Here is a 17274-nt window from a genome sequence, read left to right as displayed (position 1 = left end):
AAAACGGTGAAACCTTCAAATTACTATAGGACATTCCAGCGGAGTCGAGAATATAAACATGTGGGAATATCTTATTAAAAAGCTTTCCAAACTATAGCGAATACTATTACACTTAATTATAGGGCTATTTTGAATTACTTATTCATATAATCACAAATGCTTCTAAAGAATCTATTCATGTATAAATAATCGGAATATTAGCTTCATTTCCGGATTGAAGCACGGCACTAACAAAGATAGAACAAGACCTCATATCATCTTTAAAACTTTAAATTAAACATATAAAAAGGGTTCATTATTTTCATAACAAACCCTTTTCTAACAAAAACCACCAACAAAAACTATTTCATAATTTTTAAATACTTTTATTAAACTGTGTTGCCACAGGACCCAACTCGTAAGAAGCTTCTAATAATTCCTTTTTTAAGTCATGCGCTTCAGCTACTTTTCCATTTGCTTTATAAATATGTGCCATATGGCTCAGAATTGTAGGCTCGAAACTTTTGTTTTTCACGTAGGTTTCTACAATATCTAATGCTTTTTCAGATTCACCTCTCTTATAATAACTCCAAGCTAACAAATCGTAAGAATGTGGTGTCGGTCTGTTTTCCACTTCCTTCTTGGCTATTTTTAAAGCCGAATCGAAAATTTGTAATTCGTCTGTAAATACAATTGTATTATAAGCGTTGTACATATCGCCATACTTTTCATTTTCCACAGCTTTCAAATACGCATTAAGGTGTTTAGATTTGGACAAACTATCTCCCATATATGTTGCAATTTCAGCTTTTAACAACTCATAATCTGGAGTTTTGTGCGTCTGCGTTACTTTGTTTAAAATACGCATCGCCTCTTGGGGGTTATTATCGTAAGAATAAGCAATCCATGCAATGCCTTTTTTTGAATACGCATCGGAAGGATCTAAAGCCAAGGCCTTTAAATAATATTCATACGATTTTTTAACTTGACCATCATGTCCATAATAATCGGCAATATTAGTATACACCCACTGTTTTGTGTGGGGATTATTCGAAGATTCGGCCATTTTTAGTGCTTTCTCCATGTACTTAATTGCGCCATCTAAATTGCCTTCATGATCTTGCCATTTAGATAAACGAATTAAGTAATCGAAATCACTAAAATCCTGAATTTCGACTAAATACTTTGTGGCTTCGTTAGTATTTCCCAACTCTAAATACACATCGAATAACATATTTTGAGTTCCTTTTAAATGCTCTCCTATAGCTTCTGCTTTTTTCAACAGTTCCAGAGATTCTTTAAAACGATGTTGCGAAATATAATTTCTCGCCAACGCTCTTAAATAACCAGAATTACTATAATTAGTTCGTTTATTGGCTTCAATTAAATCCATTTCAGCTTCAATTAAGTAATCAATATTACCCGTAATATTAAATTTAGCCGATAAGGCAGATGCTTTCTTTGCTAAATAAGGAAACTGATCTGGATGATTCTTCAGTTTATTATCCCAAAATTTATAATCGCCTTCTAAAGTCAGTAACCAATCCTGATCTTCTGTTTCTATATACGCGTTATAATCGTTTTTCTGAGCTATGTCTTTATCTTCTAACTTTGTATTGCAGCTAAAACAAATTAGCGCTAGTGCAAATAGATTTATAATGTGTAATGTTTTCATGGTGTGTGGTGTTTTGGTTAATAAAATAAATAGGGCAAATCTACATCTGCCCTATTGAGAGGTGTAAATCGTTTACCAGGCTGAAGCTAAGTAAGGAAATGAGCTTAAAAACTCTTTATCATTCATATCGACGTTATCATTTGAAAGTGTTGGATTTTCAGAAAAATCTTCACCTCCAAAAATTAATAACAACTCTACAGTAATGACATCGTCTGTTAATTTTCTACCGGTTAATACATTCGTACCATCGTAAAACGTTGTTTCGCCATCTAAAGACACCGTTAAAACATCTGTAGCCAAAAGGCCTGTAAATGTCGCTGCATCTAATCCCAGCGCATTAGTATCTCCTTCTTCTCCATAAGCAGGACTTAAGGCTTCTAAATTGGCTTGAAACATGGGTTGAAACGCAACACCTTGACTTGAAGGAATTGTAACATTAAACTGATCTTTAGCATCTGGCGACACAAACACTGTATTTATAGCAGGTCTCCCCATTTGATCGGCTTGTGTATACGTTCCAGAAAAATCTGGTCCAGCTGGATCTATAGTCATATTATTATCATCGTCGTTCGAGCAGTTAAAAGATAGTATTGAAACGCCTACTGCAACTAGCATATATTTTAAAGTTTTCATATGTGTGTATTTTAAAAATTAATTATTGTTTTGTTTTCGATTCTACCCAAGTATTGATAGTTCCTGATCCACCAAGCATAGACTTTGGCACCTCAACAACTACAGACATTACATTTGTTCCTGCGAACGTATCGCTTCCTGGAGAATTAAAACCTGAAGCATTTCCTGCAATAATTTCTGTATACTGTGCGAAATCCATAAAAAACGGATCGTCTCTAGGTCCTGCGAAAAGTTTCATCCCGTTACTGTTTCCTATAATAGCTTCGCTTCCGTATGGTGTAATATCTACCATTCCTGTAGTACCTGCGGTTTCAATCGCGCTATTTAATCCTGTTGTTGATGGCTTAACGGGTCCGAAGAAATACATTTTACCATCACGAGGAATGGCTTGAATTACCCAGTCTTCAATTTTATCGTCGTTCGTATCAATATTAATTTCGATTAAAGTGTTCTCGTCGAACATGGCATCGTTTGAAGCCGACGGACTTAATAAACCTTGCACATTTGCTACAAACACCAGATTGCTGGTATCTTCACCTTGAAAGGCATAAAAATCGGTAATATCACTTGTACCACCTTTTACTGCTGGAGCATCGATATGATCGGCCGCTACCATAAAGAAACCTGCTATGGATAAAGCTCCGATTCCTAAAATAATTTTCATTGTTTTCATAATAATTGAGATTTTTAGTTAGTGATTAATTTCACTCTCACCATACCTACGAAAAAAAGAAAGAGGCGGTTTTGTTAAAACTATGTTAATGCTAAAAATTTGTATATTTTTACTTCAGAAAACTACATTTGTAAGACAAAGACCATAACCTATGAACCCATCTGCTAACGGCTGGATAAAAAAATTAATTAAGGAGTTATCAAAACAAACCCTACTAGACAACCCAACAGATTACGAATTTTATAAAGCGTTCCGCAATTCGGGATTTATCTATGGCTATAATATTAAAGTGGTTAATGAGTATATTATAAATCCAGATCTTACCGAAGAAGAATTATGTAAGGTAAATTTGTGTATTGCATTTATAAATACACATAAAACTAGTGGGTCTGACACTAATTTATTTGAAAGTATCATCGACTTTTACACGGCTATAAACGAGAACAAATCTACTTTTCTTGAAGACCTTTTGGGACGAGATTCTGCAGAAATTTTAGTAGAAAAGATTATGCAAAAGCGGATTCAGATTCATGAAAATATAATTAGCAAAAACTTTAATCATTATATTACCAATGTCTTACTTTACATTGATATTATAGCATACGATCACTTTCTAAAGACAAAAACCATAACTAAATCGTATTTAGAAACTCTAGAAGCCACTATAATTACAATTGTTATAGAGGCTTTAAGTCTGAAATCTGAAAAAAGTAGTTACGATAAAAGTTTAATTGAATTGTTTCAGTCGTCTTTACGATATGAGCAAATTGAGCAACTTACCTATGCCGAAGCGATAGAACACGCCAAGAACCTGAGTCATAATCTATATTATTTAGATATCGCATGTATGGCCGCTTGGAGTGATTCTTGGATCGAAGCCGCCGAAGCCGAATTTCTGGAAAACCTTAGTAAAGCGCTTCAGATTAATGACGAAGAACGCAATGAATCTTTAAACTCTATTAATCTCTTCTTTAATGCCAATCGTGACAAAATTCCACTATTGAGTGCTAAAAATGTGGTAAAAAGTTTCTACAACCGCTCATCACAAATTGTAAGTAAACTAATTACTAGAAACAGCCATCGGTTATTGAGAGAATTACGCGATAGTAAAGAATTGATGATTTTACTGTCGAAATCTACCGTGCGAGATTTAACGCCTAAAGAGCACAAAAAAGTGAACGAACAACTCTTAGATATTTTTAAATCTATTCCGAGTTTGGCCATATTTTTACTTCCGGGAGGCGCTATTTTACTACCTATCGTGATTAAATTTATTCCTAAACTGTTACCATCGGCTTTTGATGATAACCGTATAGAAGATGAAGACGAGGATTAAATGTGGTTCTAAAAGACTATTCTAACCAGTCTTTAAACGATTTTACACGCTCTCTAGCAACAATAACCTGATCGTCTTTATACGAGTTTAGTTTAATTTCTAATCGTGAATTGGTATAATTAACCATATCGTGAATGGCATTAATATTTACAATGAATTTTCTGTTTATTCTGTAAAATGCATTGGGCTCTAATTCTTGTTCTAATTGGTCTAAAGTAGAATTTAAAAGATAATTTCTACCTGAAGTTGTATGTAGGTACGTCCCTTTGTTTTCACTATAAAAACACTCGACATCGTCACTATTAATCAGTTTTAAATGCTGACCAACTTGCACTGAGAATCGTTTTTTATAGGTGCGATCTAACGGGTTTACTAGCAGATTTTTAATTTCGTTAAAATCTAAAACCACTTGTTCCTGTTTTGGGATTCGGGTTTTAAATTTTTCGACAGCCAACTCCAAATCATCTTCGTCTATAGGTTTAAGCAAATAGTCTATACTATTTAATTTAAAGGCTTTAAGCGCATATTCGTCGTAAGCTGTTGTAAATATTATAGCCGATTCTATGTTAACACTTTCAAAAATCTCGAACGATAAACCGTCGCTTAATTGTATATCTAAAAAGATAAGGTCCGGATGTTCATTATTTTGAAACCATAGTATCGATTCTTCTACAGAATGCAACAGCACATCTACCTCTAAACCTAGTTGATTAACCATTCGTTGCAGGCGTCTTGCCGATGGTTTTTCGTCTTCTATTATAATAACTTTCATAAGGGGTTAAAACTTCTAATATTAAACTGTATGCTAATTGGTACTGCGTGAGGGATTGGAGCAAGCTACCGTGTAGTGCGGAAAGCGCGGTTTTGGAGCTTTGCGGAAAAACACGCCCAAATTATTCCCATTTATGATTCCGTTCTTTTTCCATAAGCTCTTTAATCTTATCGTCTTCCCAATTTTTACCAATTACCAGTGTTGGTAAAAATACAGACACTCCATGAGCTAGTAGGCCAATTCCCCAAGAGCCTAAGGTTATAAAATTTTTCCATTGGAAATAGCTTTCTCCTGGATCCAAATTTTTAATATTTATTAACACAAGTACAAGGTTAACAACTATATATATTAAAGCATGTCTATAAAAACCACTAATACGTCTTACTCGTTTTTTTGCGCGTTCGTAGCGTTCTTGTTCAAAGTGTGAATTGTCCATTAGTTCCAGTTTTTTTGTTGTTTTTCTTCCTTTAAAATAGATTCTATCTTACGCTCTTCCCAAGATTTTCCATAACCAAATACAGAAAATCCGTGAATTATAAGCCCCATTCCCCACCCTAACATTGGGTACCAAAACCATTGATGCTCCCAGAAGGTTTGGTAATTAATAAATATTAAAAACGGAATGACAACACAGTATGATACTAAGTTCCCGTAAAATCCTTTTATTTCTTCTACTCTTTTCTTTGCACGATTATATGCCTCTTGCTCGTTATAATTATGTTTTATTTGTTCCATTGTTGTAATGCGTTTTGTAAGTATTGGTAATTTAACTGCGAAATACGTTTCGGTTTCGTCTATCAATACTTTTCTGTTAGTTAATATGCCGTAACGATTTACAATATTCTGTAACCCTACGCCTTTTCTGGTTTGTAAAACCTCTTTCTTTTGTAAATTATTCTTCACAACCAAGACATTGTCTTCTATGCTTATGTTAATTTCTAATGGTTTTTGCTCGCTTACCGTATTGTGTTTAATCGTATTTTCTAACAACAACTGCAAAGATAAAGGCACCACTTTAGCTTCTGGATTATCGTAATCTTCCGGCAAATTGAAGACGATACTGTTTTCGAATCGCATTTTAAGCAAATTCATATACGTTTTTGCAAACTTCAATTCCTCTTCGACTGTGACTAATTCTTTATCTTTTTGCTCTAATACATAGCGGTAAATTTTAGATAAAGACACTGTAAAACGCTGTGCACTGTGTGGATTTTCTTCAATTAAAGACGTTAACACGTTTAGACTATTGAATAAAAAATGTGGATCGATTTGATTTTTTAAACTCTCGAACTGTGCACTTGCCGTTCCCGCAATAACCTTTTGTTCTTTAAGTTTATTTTGCTGGTACGCATTGTAATAATACACTAGATGAAATACGATAACAATGCTAATCGTAATCCAAAAGCCGAAAACATAATCTGAAACCCGTTCGGTAGCCACAAACTCACTGAACGATTGGCCTTGATATACCATTTTGGTAAAACCATGAATTATAAATAGACCAATAATTGTAATTAAAGACGCACCAATAAAGCCAACTAAAAGTCTTAATAGATGCTGATTAGCCTTCCACGGTCGTTTCGATAAAATATCAAAATAAGCCATGTTTGAATATCCTAATACAAAAGCGTATAGCTGGTAGAATATAAAATCGATAAAGAAATCATTAACCGAATTATAATCAAATCCGCCAAACCACATATTCCCGATTAGGTATACCACACAACCTAATCCAAATGAAATTGCTATACTTTTTACTGATTTAATCATATTCAAGATCCTCGTTCTAATTATTTACATGATGCCAACACGTGCTTAGCGCGTTCTTCTCCCCATTTAGGATGAAATGCAGATTCCGGTTTAAAGTTAACAAAAAGTTCTAATGCATGCGCTATATCCTTACAAAACGGCGCCGTGTCTTGTCCGAAATACTTAGCACTTCCCATAGCCCATTCTGCTTTCCCTAAAACTACCATCGGATTTTCTGGAGCCAATGCATATGCTTTATTATACAGTTCTGTAATTTTAGAAGAATACTTCATCCCGTAAGTCATCCCGTCGAACACTACCCAATTGGTGTAAATTTGAGCCTGTAACACCATGATATCGGCATTATTAGGACTTATACCTTTTGCAGTGTTTAAATACTCCTGTGCCTTGTCTAAATTAGCTTTAAGCACCGTTTCATCTTTCTCCGACCAACTCTTTAAGCTGTTTAATTGCGCCACGTAGTAATTAGGCAACCATTGGTCAGGTTCGGCAGTTGCAATACGCTCGAAAAGTTGTTCTGCTTCTGCTTGTTTATTGTCTTGCCATAATGCAAAAGCCTTTTGCATACCGGTTTCAAAATTGGACTGTGCGTTAGTTACTGTATTCACTAAAAGCACGATTAAAAGAATTAAATGTTTCATATTGTTTTGGTTGATTAATTATTATAAAGCAAATATCTATGTAACGTCTTGGTTTCTAAAAAACGAAATACCGAACTGTAGTTTTTGTATGATGAACCGTAAGATGCCATCATTTCACAATAAAATTCCTATAAATTATCTAATTGATTGTCTGTGCCGTTATCGCTAATCGTCCAAAAGAAGCCTACAAAAAAGAACTGATCGCTAGCCGGCGTTAAGGCCCTGCTATTATAAACGCCATTACTATTTGGGGTACTGGCATATTGGTAACCATTAACATTCTTAAAATCGAGCACATTATTTACTGATAGATACAGAATTTTTTGCGGACTGATTAAATACGCCCAATTCAGACTTAAATTGTTATATGCTTTGGTTTTATTGTTAAAAAAACCCGTTTCATTTGGATTGGTGTAAGTACGTCCAGAAGCCAAACTGTAACTAAAACCAATCTGACTTTTCCAATCGTCTACCCAATATTTTCCTACTACAGAAAAGTTATGAGAATTGGCAAAATTAGGTTGTGCTGCTATTGGATAATTCAGATAATCGCGTTCCGTATCTAAGTAGGAATAACTCACCCAATAGTCAAAATTCCTAAGGATTTTATCATCTCTAAAAAACAAATCGAATCCTTTGGCGTAACCCGAGCCATTATTGGTAAACACGCTATTATAACTCGCATATTCGGTATCGTATTTTATTAAATTACGATAGTCTTTAAAGTAAGCTTCTGCACGAAAGAGACGCCCCTCTCCATTTAACTGATAGTTTAACAAATAATGACTAGATTCTTCTGAATCAATAACTTGATTAAACTTTAAAATATCATTATTCGGATTCTGATAAAAGGAACCGTAAGCTAAAGACACCTGACTTTTAGACGCTACCTTATAAGCTAAAGATATACGAGGTGCCACATCGAACGTCTTAAAAAGCGCACTATATTCTCCGCGTAATCCTGCTTTTAAAGCTAACTTTTTTGTAAAAATCATATCGGCCTCTACAAAGGATGCGGAGATGGAATTATCAAATCCATACGACTCCGAATTTGTATTAATCGCCTTAAACGATTCATCGAAATTGGAGAACAATTGTTCGGCTCCAAAGTTTAATTTATACCGATTATTAAAACGATATTTCAAGGCTACTTTGGCGTGTATTGCATGTTCTAAATTATCGATCTCATCCGATTCAATATGTATATCTGATTTATTATTAGTATAACTTCCGCCTGCAAATACAGACCAATTCGCATTCAGTTTTCCTTGATAAGACGTGTTTACATATAGGTTTTTGTTATTCAGTTTATAATTAACGCCATCTTCATAATCGATATGCTCCTGAGTTAACTCAAAGTCACTAAGCTCGTAAGCCGTATACAATTTAAACAGCCCTTTATTCATCTTTTTGCGAAACACAGCTTCTCCAGAGAAACTCTGATATGGTTTTTCCCAATCGTTTCTCCCTGGAAATAGCGAGATATACGGTCCTAAATTCATATAAGATGCATTAACACTCAGCGCGCTTTTTTCCCACTTTTTGGTATGACCAAGAGCGCCTCCAACCGACATTAATCCTATATCTGTTTTGTTTTGTTCCGGTTCATCAATGGTGTTTAACAATAACACGCTAGACAAGGCCTGGCCGTATTCGGCAGAATACCCACCTGTTGAAAAGGTAATACCATCGAACAAAAACGGCGAATATCGCCCACGTGTTGGCACATTATTAGCCGTTGGCGTATAAGGTGTAAAAACGCGAATACCATCTATAAAAATCTGTGTTTCATTAGCTTCTCCACCTCTAACAAACAACCGTCCATCTTCGGCAACCGTTGTGGTTCCTGGCAGAGTTTGCAAAGCACCTACAAAATCGCCTAAAGCACTAGCCGTTGTAACCACATCTAAAGACGACAAGGCATTGACTTTACTATTGTCTCCCGCAGAAAACGTTCCTGCCGAAAGCACCACAGCATCTAAGGCATTGACATCTTCACGCAATTTTATTTCAACATCCTGAAAATTGGAAACATCTCCGGCTTTACGGTAGGTCTCAAAGCTTATAAACGATACAATAAGAATTTGAGCGCCCGTTTCAATCGTTTTAAAACTAAATGTTCCCGATGCATCGCTAGTTCCGCCATCGTAAGACCCTTCTAAATACACATTAGCACCTGCGATAGGATTCTGTTTAGCATCCGTAACACGACCAGAAATCAAGGTCTGAGCGCACACTTGGTTTAGAGTGAATAAGCACATTATAATAAGAAGACTTTGTAATTGTTTCATGTTTTGATTGGTTATAATTAGTCATACAAAAATGAAACAGATACTACCGTTTAAAAACTAAAGCCTACCCAACTGTTATATTTCAAGGATGAATTGATAGTGCACGTCTTTTATTGTTTTCAAACTTCACGTTAAGCATCAGCACGCGATATTTTTCTCATTGTTCCCACTTCGATATTCAACTTCCTTTTTATACATTTTTCTCATGAAATGCACACCTTTAAAATCCATTTAAAACTGGCATATTTTGGAATACTTTACATCATTCACCGATCGTTTTAAAAGTAAAAGTGAAGAAAAAACCAGCTCACGATATTAAAGCACGGCAGGTTATGGGCTTAAAAATTATCAGTATTTTAGGTGACCTGCATTGGTTATAAATCATTAATTAGATTAAAAATGTTAGCTCTCTTTTAGTTTACGTGTGAACAGTCCTCAACAAACTTAAACACCTAAAAAAAAGAACCATAGACAATACCTATTGAAAAACACAATAAACTTAAATCCAATAGAATAAAACACACAACATAAACAATTAATTTAATACAAACCAACAGTTAATTTCGCCTTAAATTATTGTTTGAAATAAAAATAAGCTTTGATAATCCTCTTAGAATTTATAATATCAGACGTAGAAATTCTACATTAATCCGATCGTAAACCAATCAATTTTCATTACACTTGTAACAAATCAGAGAGATAAGACACTAATACCTTAACTAACCTTTCGACTTGAATAAAGAGCAAGAACATAATTTTATTAAACTGCTTGAAGAGCATCAAAACATCGTTCATAAAGTGTGCAGATTATACACGAACGATTACGATGCTCACAACGATTTATTTCAAGAGATTACCATTCAACTTTGGAAAGCCTACCCTAAGTTTCGTGGCGATGCAAAATTTAGTACTTGGATGTATCGTATTGGATTAAACACAGCCATTACCTTATACCGAAAATCTAAAAGAAGAGTTGAAACTCAAGATTTCGATACCGTACAATTTAGAATAAAAGCTGAAGAATACGACGACACCGAAGAGGAGCAGTTAAAACTGCTTTACAGTGCTGTTAAACAATTAAACGACATTGAAAAAGCGCTTGTTTTCTTGTATTTAGAAGACAAAAATTACAAAGAGATTAGCGAAACTATGGGAATTAGCGAAGTGAATGCTAGAGTGAAGATGAATCGTGTAAAAACGAAGTTAAGAACTATTTTAAATCCGTAACCCAATGGATGCATTAGATATTTTAAAAAAAGACTGGAATAAGAAGGAAAATCAGAATTTCCCTAAACTGTCCTACAACGATATATACAAAATGATCTTGAAAAAATCCTCTTCTATCGTGAAATGGATTTTTATTATAAGCTTATTAGAGTTCTCTTTTTGGACGATTATTTCCTTAGGTATAAAAGATACCGATGATATGATTAGAATAAAGGAAACAAGTGCAGGAACAGCTTTAAACGTGCTTATGGTACTAAGCTACGCCATCCTGTTTTATTTCTTTTATCTATTCTATACAAACTACAGAAAGATATCAACTACAGATAACGCTAAAATACTGATGGAAAACATCTTAAAAACCCGACGTACAGTAAAACACTATGTTTTATTTAATCTGGTGTTTATTGTAATATCTACAATTACCGTATTAATTATCGAGTTTCAACAAGACGAAGTCTTAATCTCAAAAATAAATATAGCCACTGCCAACGGCGATGAGGCCCTATTATATTTTAAAATAATATTAGGCACCTGCGCGATATTAGCGGTAACTATCGGGTTGTTACTTGGGTTTTATTATCTTATTTACGGAATTCTCCTAAAGCGTTTAAATAAAAACTACAACGAGTTAAAAAAGATAGATTTATAACCTAGACGTTATATTTTCTTTGCTTATTTAATTCTTCCATTTCTTCAATTTGCTTTTTAGTAAGCACTTTTAAGAATGACGGATGTTGCTCTATAGAATATTCAATTTTTTCAACGATACTATCAATGGTATCATTTTTATAATCGATTTCTAAGGGCGCTTTAATCTCTATAGACTGAAGAATATTCTTTTTCTTAATACGAAGTCCTTTTTTATCGAAAGATCGTCTAAAACCGTCTATAACCACAGGAACCACTATTGGCTCGTATCGTTTTATAATATGCGCTGTACCTTTTCTAATGGGTTTAAACGGCGTAGTTGTACCCTGCGGAAAGGTAATGACCCAACCATCTTTTAAAGCTGTAGCAATACTAGATATATCACTCATCTTAACCTGTCTATTAACATCCTTACCTTCTGCTCGCCATGTACGCTCGATACTAATAGAACCTGCATAAGCAAAAATCTTTGGTAATAAACCTGCTTTCATGGTCTCTTTAGCCGCCACATAATACAAGTTTAATTTAGGATGCCAAATGTATCCAATGTTTTTTATAGAGTCTTCTCTCCCACTTAAACTAGCATTAAACACGTGAAACATGGCAACCACATCTGCAAAATACGTTTGGTGGTTAGAAATAAATAGCACGTTATTATGTGGCAAATTTTTAATGACTTCGGATCCTTCTATTTGAAGTTCATTAAACCCTCTAAATCGTCTATGGGTTATGATTCCTAGAAATCTGATAATCCATTTTTTGAATAAAAGTATATGTCCGAAAGGATTTCGTTTCAACAATCCCATGATGTTTTCTATTTTTTATAATTAAGCAAATGTAGGAAAAAGTCAAGGATAACACACTTCTTTTAAAATGTCTTTTACTTCACTTAGCATCATGGCTGTGGCTCCCCACACCACATAGCCTTGAAAAACAAATGCAGGAACTTCTATTTTTGAAGTGTAAGATGTTGTTACTGTTTTAGTCACAACACATTTTTCATTTAGAAACTCGGTTAGAGGGACTTCAATAATTGCGTCGACCTCTGCATCTTGTTTTATAAATTTCGGTGTTTTTTCTGCGATTCCAATAAAGGGTTGCACGATAAAGTGACTAGGTTCAATATAAATATCGGTAATTTCTCTCCATACTTCAATGTGTTTTTCGGGCACACCAACTTCTTCGAAAGTTTCTCGAATAGCCGCTGTTTTAAGCGAGGAGTCTTCGGGTTCTAACTTACCACCAGGAAAACCAATCTGAGCCGAATGCACGCCTTTATACGTGTTTCTTAGAATTAATACCAACATAGTTTCATGCGCCTTATTCGGATAAAATAAAGCCATGACTGCTGCTTTTCTTGCCGTTTTAATCATTACTTTTCGATCTGCAGTCAGGTTTTCTCGAAAGGAAGGAGACATTTTAACCTGGGATGCTTCGGCTGGAAGCGGTATATTTTCTATTTTTGGTCTTAACTTTTTAAAATCATCAAAATTCATTTATGAGATTCTTAGTATACTGTTGTTTATTTCTTTTTCTATTTAATTGTGAAGATACAAATTCTAAAAAAAATAATACCACAAAACCTCCTATCGAAAAAAGCACAGAAAATAAGTCAAAAACAGATACTAATAAAGCCCCTGTTAAAGACGAGCGTGAATTCCCCGTTTTAACCGACGATAATGCGATGGAGTTTTTTCTTCATTATGAAAAGGAAAATAAAGAGAATAAAATTAGAATGACTACAAGTAAAGGTGTTATTGAAATCTTGCTTTTTAATGAGACCAAATTCCACCGTGCTAATTTCATTTTTCTAACCAAGCAAAACTATTTTACAAACACCCAATTTTATAGAGTTGTAAAAAACTTTATCATTCAAGGAGGAAGCACCGACGATGAAGATATTGCCCAACGACGTGTAAAAATTGGTAAATACCTATTGCCTACCGATCAAAATCGAGGCTTCACGCACGAACGTGGCGTAATATCTATGCCAAGTAGTGAAATTGAAAATCCACACAAATTAGCTTCGCCTTACGAATTTTTTATAGTACAAGCCCCTCATGGAGCACACCATTTAGACGGGAGCTACACCATTTTTGGAAAAGTAACGCGTGGTATGGATGTGGTTGATGCCATTTCTGAAGTCGAAACCGACAATAGAGAGTGGCCCTTGCAAAACGTATATATAGAAAAAGTAGAAATTATTAACTAATTTCGTCTCTGTAAAAGCTAGGCAAACTAATCTTAAAACGCACAGCTAAAAGTCTAAATATAATTACGATTAACCCGGAGCTTAAAAACACATAGTCTTCTTGTATGGGTAGTTTCCGCAATAGGAAATACGCTACTCCTCCCATTATACAAGCTGTAGCATAAATTTCCTTTCTAAATATAACGGGAATTTCGTTACACAAAATATCGCGCATAACGCCTCCAAAGCATGCCGTCATGGTACCTAAGGCAATACATATTATGGGATGCAAGCCTTCACTAAGCCCTTTATCGATTCCTACTAAGGTATATAATCCAATACCAATAGTATCGAATAAAAACAAATGTGTTCTTAGATAATCTATTTTATTTCTTAAAACGATAGCAAAAACAGTAGAGCCCAAAACAACGTACACATAAGTCATGTTTTGCATCCAGGACACCGGTGTATTTCCAATAAGTAAATCTCGTAAAGTACCGCCTCCTATCGCTGTGACGCAGGCAATAATTAAAATTCCAAAAGCGTCCATACGTTTATTCATAGCGACTAAAACGCCAGAGATTGCGAACGCAATAGTTCCTAAAACATCAATAATAAAAAACATAAGAAATCGGATTAAGTATTTAGTCTTAATACAAGGTTAGGATTAAAAACTTAATTACAAAATTTAAGGCCTAAAAAAGCCCTTTAAATAGAATTCTAAAGGGCTTGGTTATGGCAGTTTCGCTACCATACTTAATCGTATTTAAGGTAATACACTTAGAACAAGCTCATAAAGCAAATGTACTCACTGTGTTACCTCTTATGTGTCTTTGTATGAACTGTGGACTATAAATTAAGTTCGTCGTCGTCTTCATTTCTGTACAAGCTAGGCAAGCTAATGGTAAATCGCACAGCAATTAAACGGATAATGATGACTAAAATTCCGGATCCCAACAGTACATAATCCTCGTCTATTGGTAACGATTTTAACACAAAGAAAGCGATACCGCCCATAATACATGCGGTTGCATAAATTTCTCTTCTAAAAATTACGGGAATTTCGTTACATAAAATATCTCGAATTACTCCTCCAAAACAAGCTGTAATTGTTCCTAAAGCAATGCAAATAGGTGTAGACAATCCAGCCATAAGTCCTTTTTCTATTCCGATAATTGTATATAATCCAATTCCAATGGTATCGAATAGGAAAAGTGAAGTCCGTAAATAATCGATTTTTTTTCTAAAAAAAGTAGCAAATATGGTACCGATTAAAATAAGGTATACGTACTCTGGATTAATCATCCAAAATACAGGTGTTGCTCCTATTAAAATATCTCGCATTGTTCCACCACCAGTAGCGGTTACAAAGGCAATAATTAATATACCAAATAGATCCATGCGCTTACTTAAGGCCACTAAAACCCCTGATATAGAAAAGGCTATAACTCCTAATAAATCAATAGCGTGTAACATAACATATTTATTTGCGGCCGCGAATATACTATTTCATTTTAGAAATTTACGGTATGTTTTTGTATAAAAATTAAAAAAACCGCCTTCTTTTGTTTTTTAAGCAAAAAAAGGCGGTTTAATATAAATTAATTTATGAATATTATACGGTCGTTTCACCTAACCAAGCTTTCATCATCCAGATGGTTTTCTCTTGTTCTGTAATAAAGTCACTCATCATAGAGTTTGTTCCTTCATCGCCTGCTTCATCAGATTTATCTAAAATATCACGTTCAATTTTCAATAGTACAGATAATGAATTTACAATTAGTTCCACTGCTTTTTCATCTCCTGAAACGTTTTTACCTACTGGCACTTTAGATACTTCCGAATAATCTGCAAATGTATGTAACGGCGTTTCACCTAAAGTTAACACACGTTCTGCAATTTCGTCTACTTTAACATTAGCATCGGTATATAACTCTTCGAATTTAACGTGCAATTCAAAGAATTGTTTCCCTTTAATATTCCAGTGAATACCTCTTAAATTCTGATAATAAGTTTGAAAATTAGCTAATAAACTATTTAAATCTGAAGCTAAATCTTTAGTTTTTTCTGAATCTAATCCTAATATATTAAGTCCCATAATGTATGTATTTTTGTTTATTCAAATTTAGCCAATTATTAACACAACTAATAATCAATTACATTGATTGATTTTATAATTTTATAGTCTAAATTTATACCATGACGATTACACAATTATATTATGTCTTAGCGGTTGCTGAAAATCAAAACTTTACCAAAGCGGCAGAGAAATGTTTTGTAACGCAACCAACGTTAAGTATGCAGATTCAGAAACTGGAAGACGAATTGGATGTTCTTATTTTTGACCGTGGTAAAAAACCAATAGAACTGACCGAGGTTGGAGCTAAAATTGTAAATCAAGCCAAAAATATAGTAAACGAGTCCAATCGAATCCAAGATATCGTAGATCAGCAAAAAGGTTTTATTGGTGGTGAATTTAAGTTAGGGATTATTCCGACTGTAATGCCTACACTTTTACCGATGTTTTTAAACAACTTCTTAAAAAAGCACCCAAAAGTTAAGCTTATTATTGAAGAATTAACCACTGAAGAAATTATCTCTAGATTAAACGAAGGGCATTTAGACGCTGCCATTGCTGCGACGCCTTTAGAATCTGAAAATATTAAAGAACGCATTTTATATTTTGAACCCTTTGTGGCTTATGTTCCAGAAAAACACCGTTTAGGACAAGCGACTAAATTAGATGCTAGCGATCTGGATGTAGACGATATGTTATTGTTAGAAGATGGCCACTGTTTTAGAAACAACATTTTAAACGTGTGCAAAGCATTTAAACAACATACCGATGATGATTTCCAAATAGAAAGTGGTAGTATTGAAACCCTTATAAAACTTTCTAACGAAGGTTTGGGCATGACGCTATTGCCATATTTACACACCCTAGACTTAAGCGAAAACGCTCAGAAAAACTTAAAATTCTTTAATGAACCCTCTCCCGCAAGAGAAGTCAGTTTAATTTATCACAAAAGTGAATTAAAGATTCATATTATTGAAGCCTTACAATCTATAATTTCTGGTGTAATTCGTGGTGCTATAGCATTCCAAAATGTAAAAATTGTTAGCCCTTTAACCAAAAAGAAATAACAAGAATGTCACAAAAATAAACGCATAAAAAAAGCAACTAGAACTAGTTGCTTTTTTTATTATGTTTTTAAATACACAAGGCATTTATTTAATTCCGGGTTTTGCTGTATCATCGATTCTATAAAAATCTTTAACTCTTCTATCTCGTAAGGTAATAAGCGTTGAAGAGCTTTTTGTACTTCTTTGCAAAACAACACAGTATCAAAACTAACTTTACTAAGTATAGTCTTGGTATACTCGAACATTGCTCTAGCCATAGGTTTATAATTTAATTGAATTTAGTTTATTCTTAAA

19 protein-coding genes are annotated in these 17274 nt (G+C 34.2%); 5 read left to right on the top strand and 14 right to left on the bottom strand.

Features of this window, described 5'->3' with window-relative positions; genetic code table 11:
- Positions 1 to 355: 355 nt before the first annotated feature.
- The 3 genes from AC0UBM_RS01095 to AC0UBM_RS01085 form a co-directional block, all read right to left on the bottom strand.
- Complete coding sequence (locus tag AC0UBM_RS01095) at positions 356 to 1654, bottom strand: tetratricopeptide repeat protein (RefSeq protein WP_475687296.1); 1299 nt, start codon at positions 1652 to 1654, stop codon at positions 356 to 358.
- A gap of 72 nt (positions 1655 to 1726) precedes the next feature.
- Positions 1727 to 2287: a DUF4331 family protein gene (locus tag AC0UBM_RS01090; protein ID WP_475687295.1), complete on the bottom strand. Its 561-nt coding sequence runs from the start codon at positions 2285 to 2287 to the stop codon at positions 1727 to 1729.
- Between the two features lie 22 nt (positions 2288 to 2309).
- On the bottom strand, positions 2310 to 2960 hold the full coding sequence (locus AC0UBM_RS01085) for a DUF4331 family protein (protein ID WP_414034976.1): 651 nt from the start codon (positions 2958 to 2960) through the stop codon (positions 2310 to 2312).
- Positions 2961 to 3111: 151 nt separating this feature from the next.
- On the opposite strand from AC0UBM_RS01085, the gene AC0UBM_RS01080 reads away from it, so the two are divergent.
- Entirely contained in the window at positions 3112 to 4296 is a 1185-nt protein-coding gene (locus tag AC0UBM_RS01080; RefSeq protein WP_475687294.1) for an LETM1-related biofilm-associated protein, read from the top strand.
- Positions 4297 to 4312: 16 nt separating this feature from the next.
- Here AC0UBM_RS01080 and AC0UBM_RS01075 read toward each other — a convergent pair whose 3' ends face one another.
- From AC0UBM_RS01075 to AC0UBM_RS01055, 5 genes are all read right to left on the bottom strand, one after another.
- The gene (locus tag AC0UBM_RS01075) at positions 4313 to 5068 is read right to left on the bottom strand and encodes a LytR/AlgR family response regulator transcription factor (RefSeq protein WP_475687293.1); all 756 of its coding nucleotides are present in this window, start codon (positions 5066 to 5068) and stop codon (positions 4313 to 4315) included.
- Between the two features lie 121 nt (positions 5069 to 5189).
- Entirely contained in the window at positions 5190 to 5504 is a 315-nt protein-coding gene (locus AC0UBM_RS01070) for a 2TM domain-containing protein (protein ID WP_038530121.1), read from the bottom strand.
- Entirely contained in the window at positions 5504 to 6838 is a 1335-nt protein-coding gene (locus tag AC0UBM_RS01065) for a 2TM domain-containing protein (RefSeq protein WP_475687292.1), read from the bottom strand. The genes AC0UBM_RS01070 and AC0UBM_RS01065 overlap by 1 nt, the downstream gene beginning before the upstream one ends.
- Positions 6839 to 6858: 20 nt before the next feature.
- Positions 6859 to 7479 (bottom strand): tetratricopeptide repeat protein, encoded by a 621-nt coding sequence (locus AC0UBM_RS01060; protein ID WP_475687291.1) that lies wholly within the window; start codon positions 7477 to 7479, stop codon positions 6859 to 6861.
- Between the two features lie 128 nt (positions 7480 to 7607).
- Positions 7608 to 9770: a TonB-dependent receptor gene (locus AC0UBM_RS01055; protein ID WP_475687290.1), complete on the bottom strand. Its 2163-nt coding sequence runs from the start codon at positions 9768 to 9770 to the stop codon at positions 7608 to 7610.
- Positions 9771 to 10502: 732 nt separating this feature from the next.
- Here AC0UBM_RS01055 and AC0UBM_RS01050 point away from each other — a divergent pair.
- Entirely contained in the window at positions 10503 to 10997 is a 495-nt protein-coding gene (locus AC0UBM_RS01050) for an RNA polymerase sigma factor (RefSeq protein WP_382383511.1), read from the top strand.
- A gap of 4 nt (positions 10998 to 11001) precedes the next feature.
- A complete protein-coding gene (locus AC0UBM_RS01045; protein ID WP_475687289.1) occupies positions 11002 to 11646 on the top strand; it encodes a hypothetical protein in 645 nt (214 codons plus the stop codon).
- 1 nt (position 11647) lies between these two features.
- Here the strand turns inward: AC0UBM_RS01045 and AC0UBM_RS01040 are convergent, their stop codons facing one another.
- Both AC0UBM_RS01040 and AC0UBM_RS01035 read right to left on the bottom strand, forming a co-directional pair.
- The gene (locus AC0UBM_RS01040; RefSeq protein WP_475687288.1) at positions 11648 to 12451 is read right to left on the bottom strand and encodes a lysophospholipid acyltransferase family protein; all 804 of its coding nucleotides are present in this window, start codon (positions 12449 to 12451) and stop codon (positions 11648 to 11650) included.
- 42 nt (positions 12452 to 12493) lie between these two features.
- The gene (locus tag AC0UBM_RS01035) at positions 12494 to 13141 is read right to left on the bottom strand and encodes an NUDIX hydrolase (RefSeq protein ID WP_475687287.1); all 648 of its coding nucleotides are present in this window, start codon (positions 13139 to 13141) and stop codon (positions 12494 to 12496) included.
- Between the two features lie 2 nt (positions 13142 to 13143).
- Between AC0UBM_RS01035 and AC0UBM_RS01030 the strand changes: the two genes are divergently transcribed.
- Entirely contained in the window at positions 13144 to 13857 is a 714-nt protein-coding gene (locus AC0UBM_RS01030) for a peptidylprolyl isomerase (RefSeq protein WP_475687286.1), read from the top strand.
- On the opposite strand, the gene AC0UBM_RS01025 is transcribed toward AC0UBM_RS01030, so the two are convergent.
- The 3 genes from AC0UBM_RS01025 to AC0UBM_RS01015 all read right to left on the bottom strand — a co-directional run bounded on the left by AC0UBM_RS01025 (position 13850) and on the right by AC0UBM_RS01015 (position 15934).
- Positions 13850 to 14461 carry a trimeric intracellular cation channel family protein gene (locus AC0UBM_RS01025; protein ID WP_414034986.1) on the bottom strand — a complete coding sequence of 204 codons (612 nt, stop codon included), beginning with the start codon at positions 14459 to 14461 and terminating at the stop codon, positions 13850 to 13852. The two genes, AC0UBM_RS01030 and AC0UBM_RS01025, sit on opposite strands and share 8 nt — an antisense overlap.
- Before the next feature lie 224 nt (positions 14462 to 14685).
- A complete protein-coding gene (locus tag AC0UBM_RS01020) occupies positions 14686 to 15312 on the bottom strand; it encodes a trimeric intracellular cation channel family protein (protein ID WP_414034987.1) in 627 nt (208 codons plus the stop codon).
- 139 nt (positions 15313 to 15451) lie between these two features.
- Positions 15452 to 15934: a Dps family protein gene (locus tag AC0UBM_RS01015; protein WP_414034988.1), complete on the bottom strand. Its 483-nt coding sequence runs from the start codon at positions 15932 to 15934 to the stop codon at positions 15452 to 15454.
- Between the two features lie 101 nt (positions 15935 to 16035).
- Between AC0UBM_RS01015 and AC0UBM_RS01010 the strand changes: the two genes are divergently transcribed.
- Positions 16036 to 16980, top strand: coding sequence for a LysR substrate-binding domain-containing protein (locus tag AC0UBM_RS01010; protein WP_434036388.1), 945 nt, complete (start codon positions 16036 to 16038; stop codon positions 16978 to 16980).
- 59 nt (positions 16981 to 17039) lie between these two features.
- Here AC0UBM_RS01010 and AC0UBM_RS01005 read toward each other — a convergent pair whose 3' ends face one another.
- Entirely contained in the window at positions 17040 to 17237 is a 198-nt protein-coding gene (locus AC0UBM_RS01005; RefSeq protein WP_475687285.1) for a hypothetical protein, read from the bottom strand.
- Between the last annotated feature and the right edge of the window lie 37 nt (positions 17238 to 17274).

The sequence above is a fragment of the Formosa sp. F44 genome (assembly GCF_056238645.1).
The sequence above is the reverse complement of the archived record's forward strand: the minus strand, read 5'-3'. Positions and strand labels throughout refer to the sequence as shown.

Excerpts from the sequence above, each read along its gene's own strand:
- AC0UBM_RS01030 (WP_475687286.1), top strand. The coding sequence starts at position 13,144 with ATGAGATTCTTAGTATACTGTTGTTTATTTCTTTTTCTATTTAATTGT.
- AC0UBM_RS01075 (WP_475687293.1), bottom strand. The coding sequence starts at position 5,068 with ATGAAAGTTATTATAATAGAAGACGAAAAACCATCGGCAAGACGCCTG.
- AC0UBM_RS01020 (WP_414034987.1), bottom strand. The coding sequence starts at position 15,312 with ATGTTACACGCTATTGATTTATTAGGAGTTATAGCCTTTTCTATATCA.
- AC0UBM_RS01095 (WP_475687296.1), bottom strand. The coding sequence starts at position 1,654 with ATGAAAACATTACACATTATAAATCTATTTGCACTAGCGCTAATTTGT.
- AC0UBM_RS01080 (WP_475687294.1), top strand. The coding sequence starts at position 3,112 with ATGAACCCATCTGCTAACGGCTGGATAAAAAAATTAATTAAGGAGTTA.
- AC0UBM_RS01060 (WP_475687291.1), bottom strand. The coding sequence starts at position 7,479 with ATGAAACATTTAATTCTTTTAATCGTGCTTTTAGTGAATACAGTAACT.
- AC0UBM_RS01070 (WP_038530121.1), bottom strand. The coding sequence starts at position 5,504 with ATGGACAATTCACACTTTGAACAAGAACGCTACGAACGCGCAAAAAAA.
- AC0UBM_RS01065 (WP_475687292.1), bottom strand. The coding sequence starts at position 6,838 with ATGATTAAATCAGTAAAAAGTATAGCAATTTCATTTGGATTAGGTTGT.
- AC0UBM_RS01005 (WP_475687285.1), bottom strand. The coding sequence starts at position 17,237 with ATGGCTAGAGCAATGTTCGAGTATACCAAGACTATACTTAGTAAAGTT.
- AC0UBM_RS01085 (WP_414034976.1), bottom strand. The coding sequence starts at position 2,960 with ATGAAAACAATGAAAATTATTTTAGGAATCGGAGCTTTATCCATAGCA.
- AC0UBM_RS01045 (WP_475687289.1), top strand. The coding sequence starts at position 11,002 with ATGGATGCATTAGATATTTTAAAAAAAGACTGGAATAAGAAGGAAAAT.
- AC0UBM_RS01025 (WP_414034986.1), bottom strand. The coding sequence starts at position 14,461 with ATGTTTTTTATTATTGATGTTTTAGGAACTATTGCGTTCGCAATCTCT.
- AC0UBM_RS01015 (WP_414034988.1), bottom strand. The coding sequence starts at position 15,934 with ATGGGACTTAATATATTAGGATTAGATTCAGAAAAAACTAAAGATTTA.
- AC0UBM_RS01010 (WP_434036388.1), top strand. The coding sequence starts at position 16,036 with ATGACGATTACACAATTATATTATGTCTTAGCGGTTGCTGAAAATCAA.
- AC0UBM_RS01035 (WP_475687287.1), bottom strand. The coding sequence starts at position 13,141 with ATGAATTTTGATGATTTTAAAAAGTTAAGACCAAAAATAGAAAATATA.
- AC0UBM_RS01055 (WP_475687290.1), bottom strand. The coding sequence starts at position 9,770 with ATGAAACAATTACAAAGTCTTCTTATTATAATGTGCTTATTCACTCTA.
- AC0UBM_RS01040 (WP_475687288.1), bottom strand. The coding sequence starts at position 12,451 with ATGGGATTGTTGAAACGAAATCCTTTCGGACATATACTTTTATTCAAA.
- AC0UBM_RS01090 (WP_475687295.1), bottom strand. The coding sequence starts at position 2,287 with ATGAAAACTTTAAAATATATGCTAGTTGCAGTAGGCGTTTCAATACTA.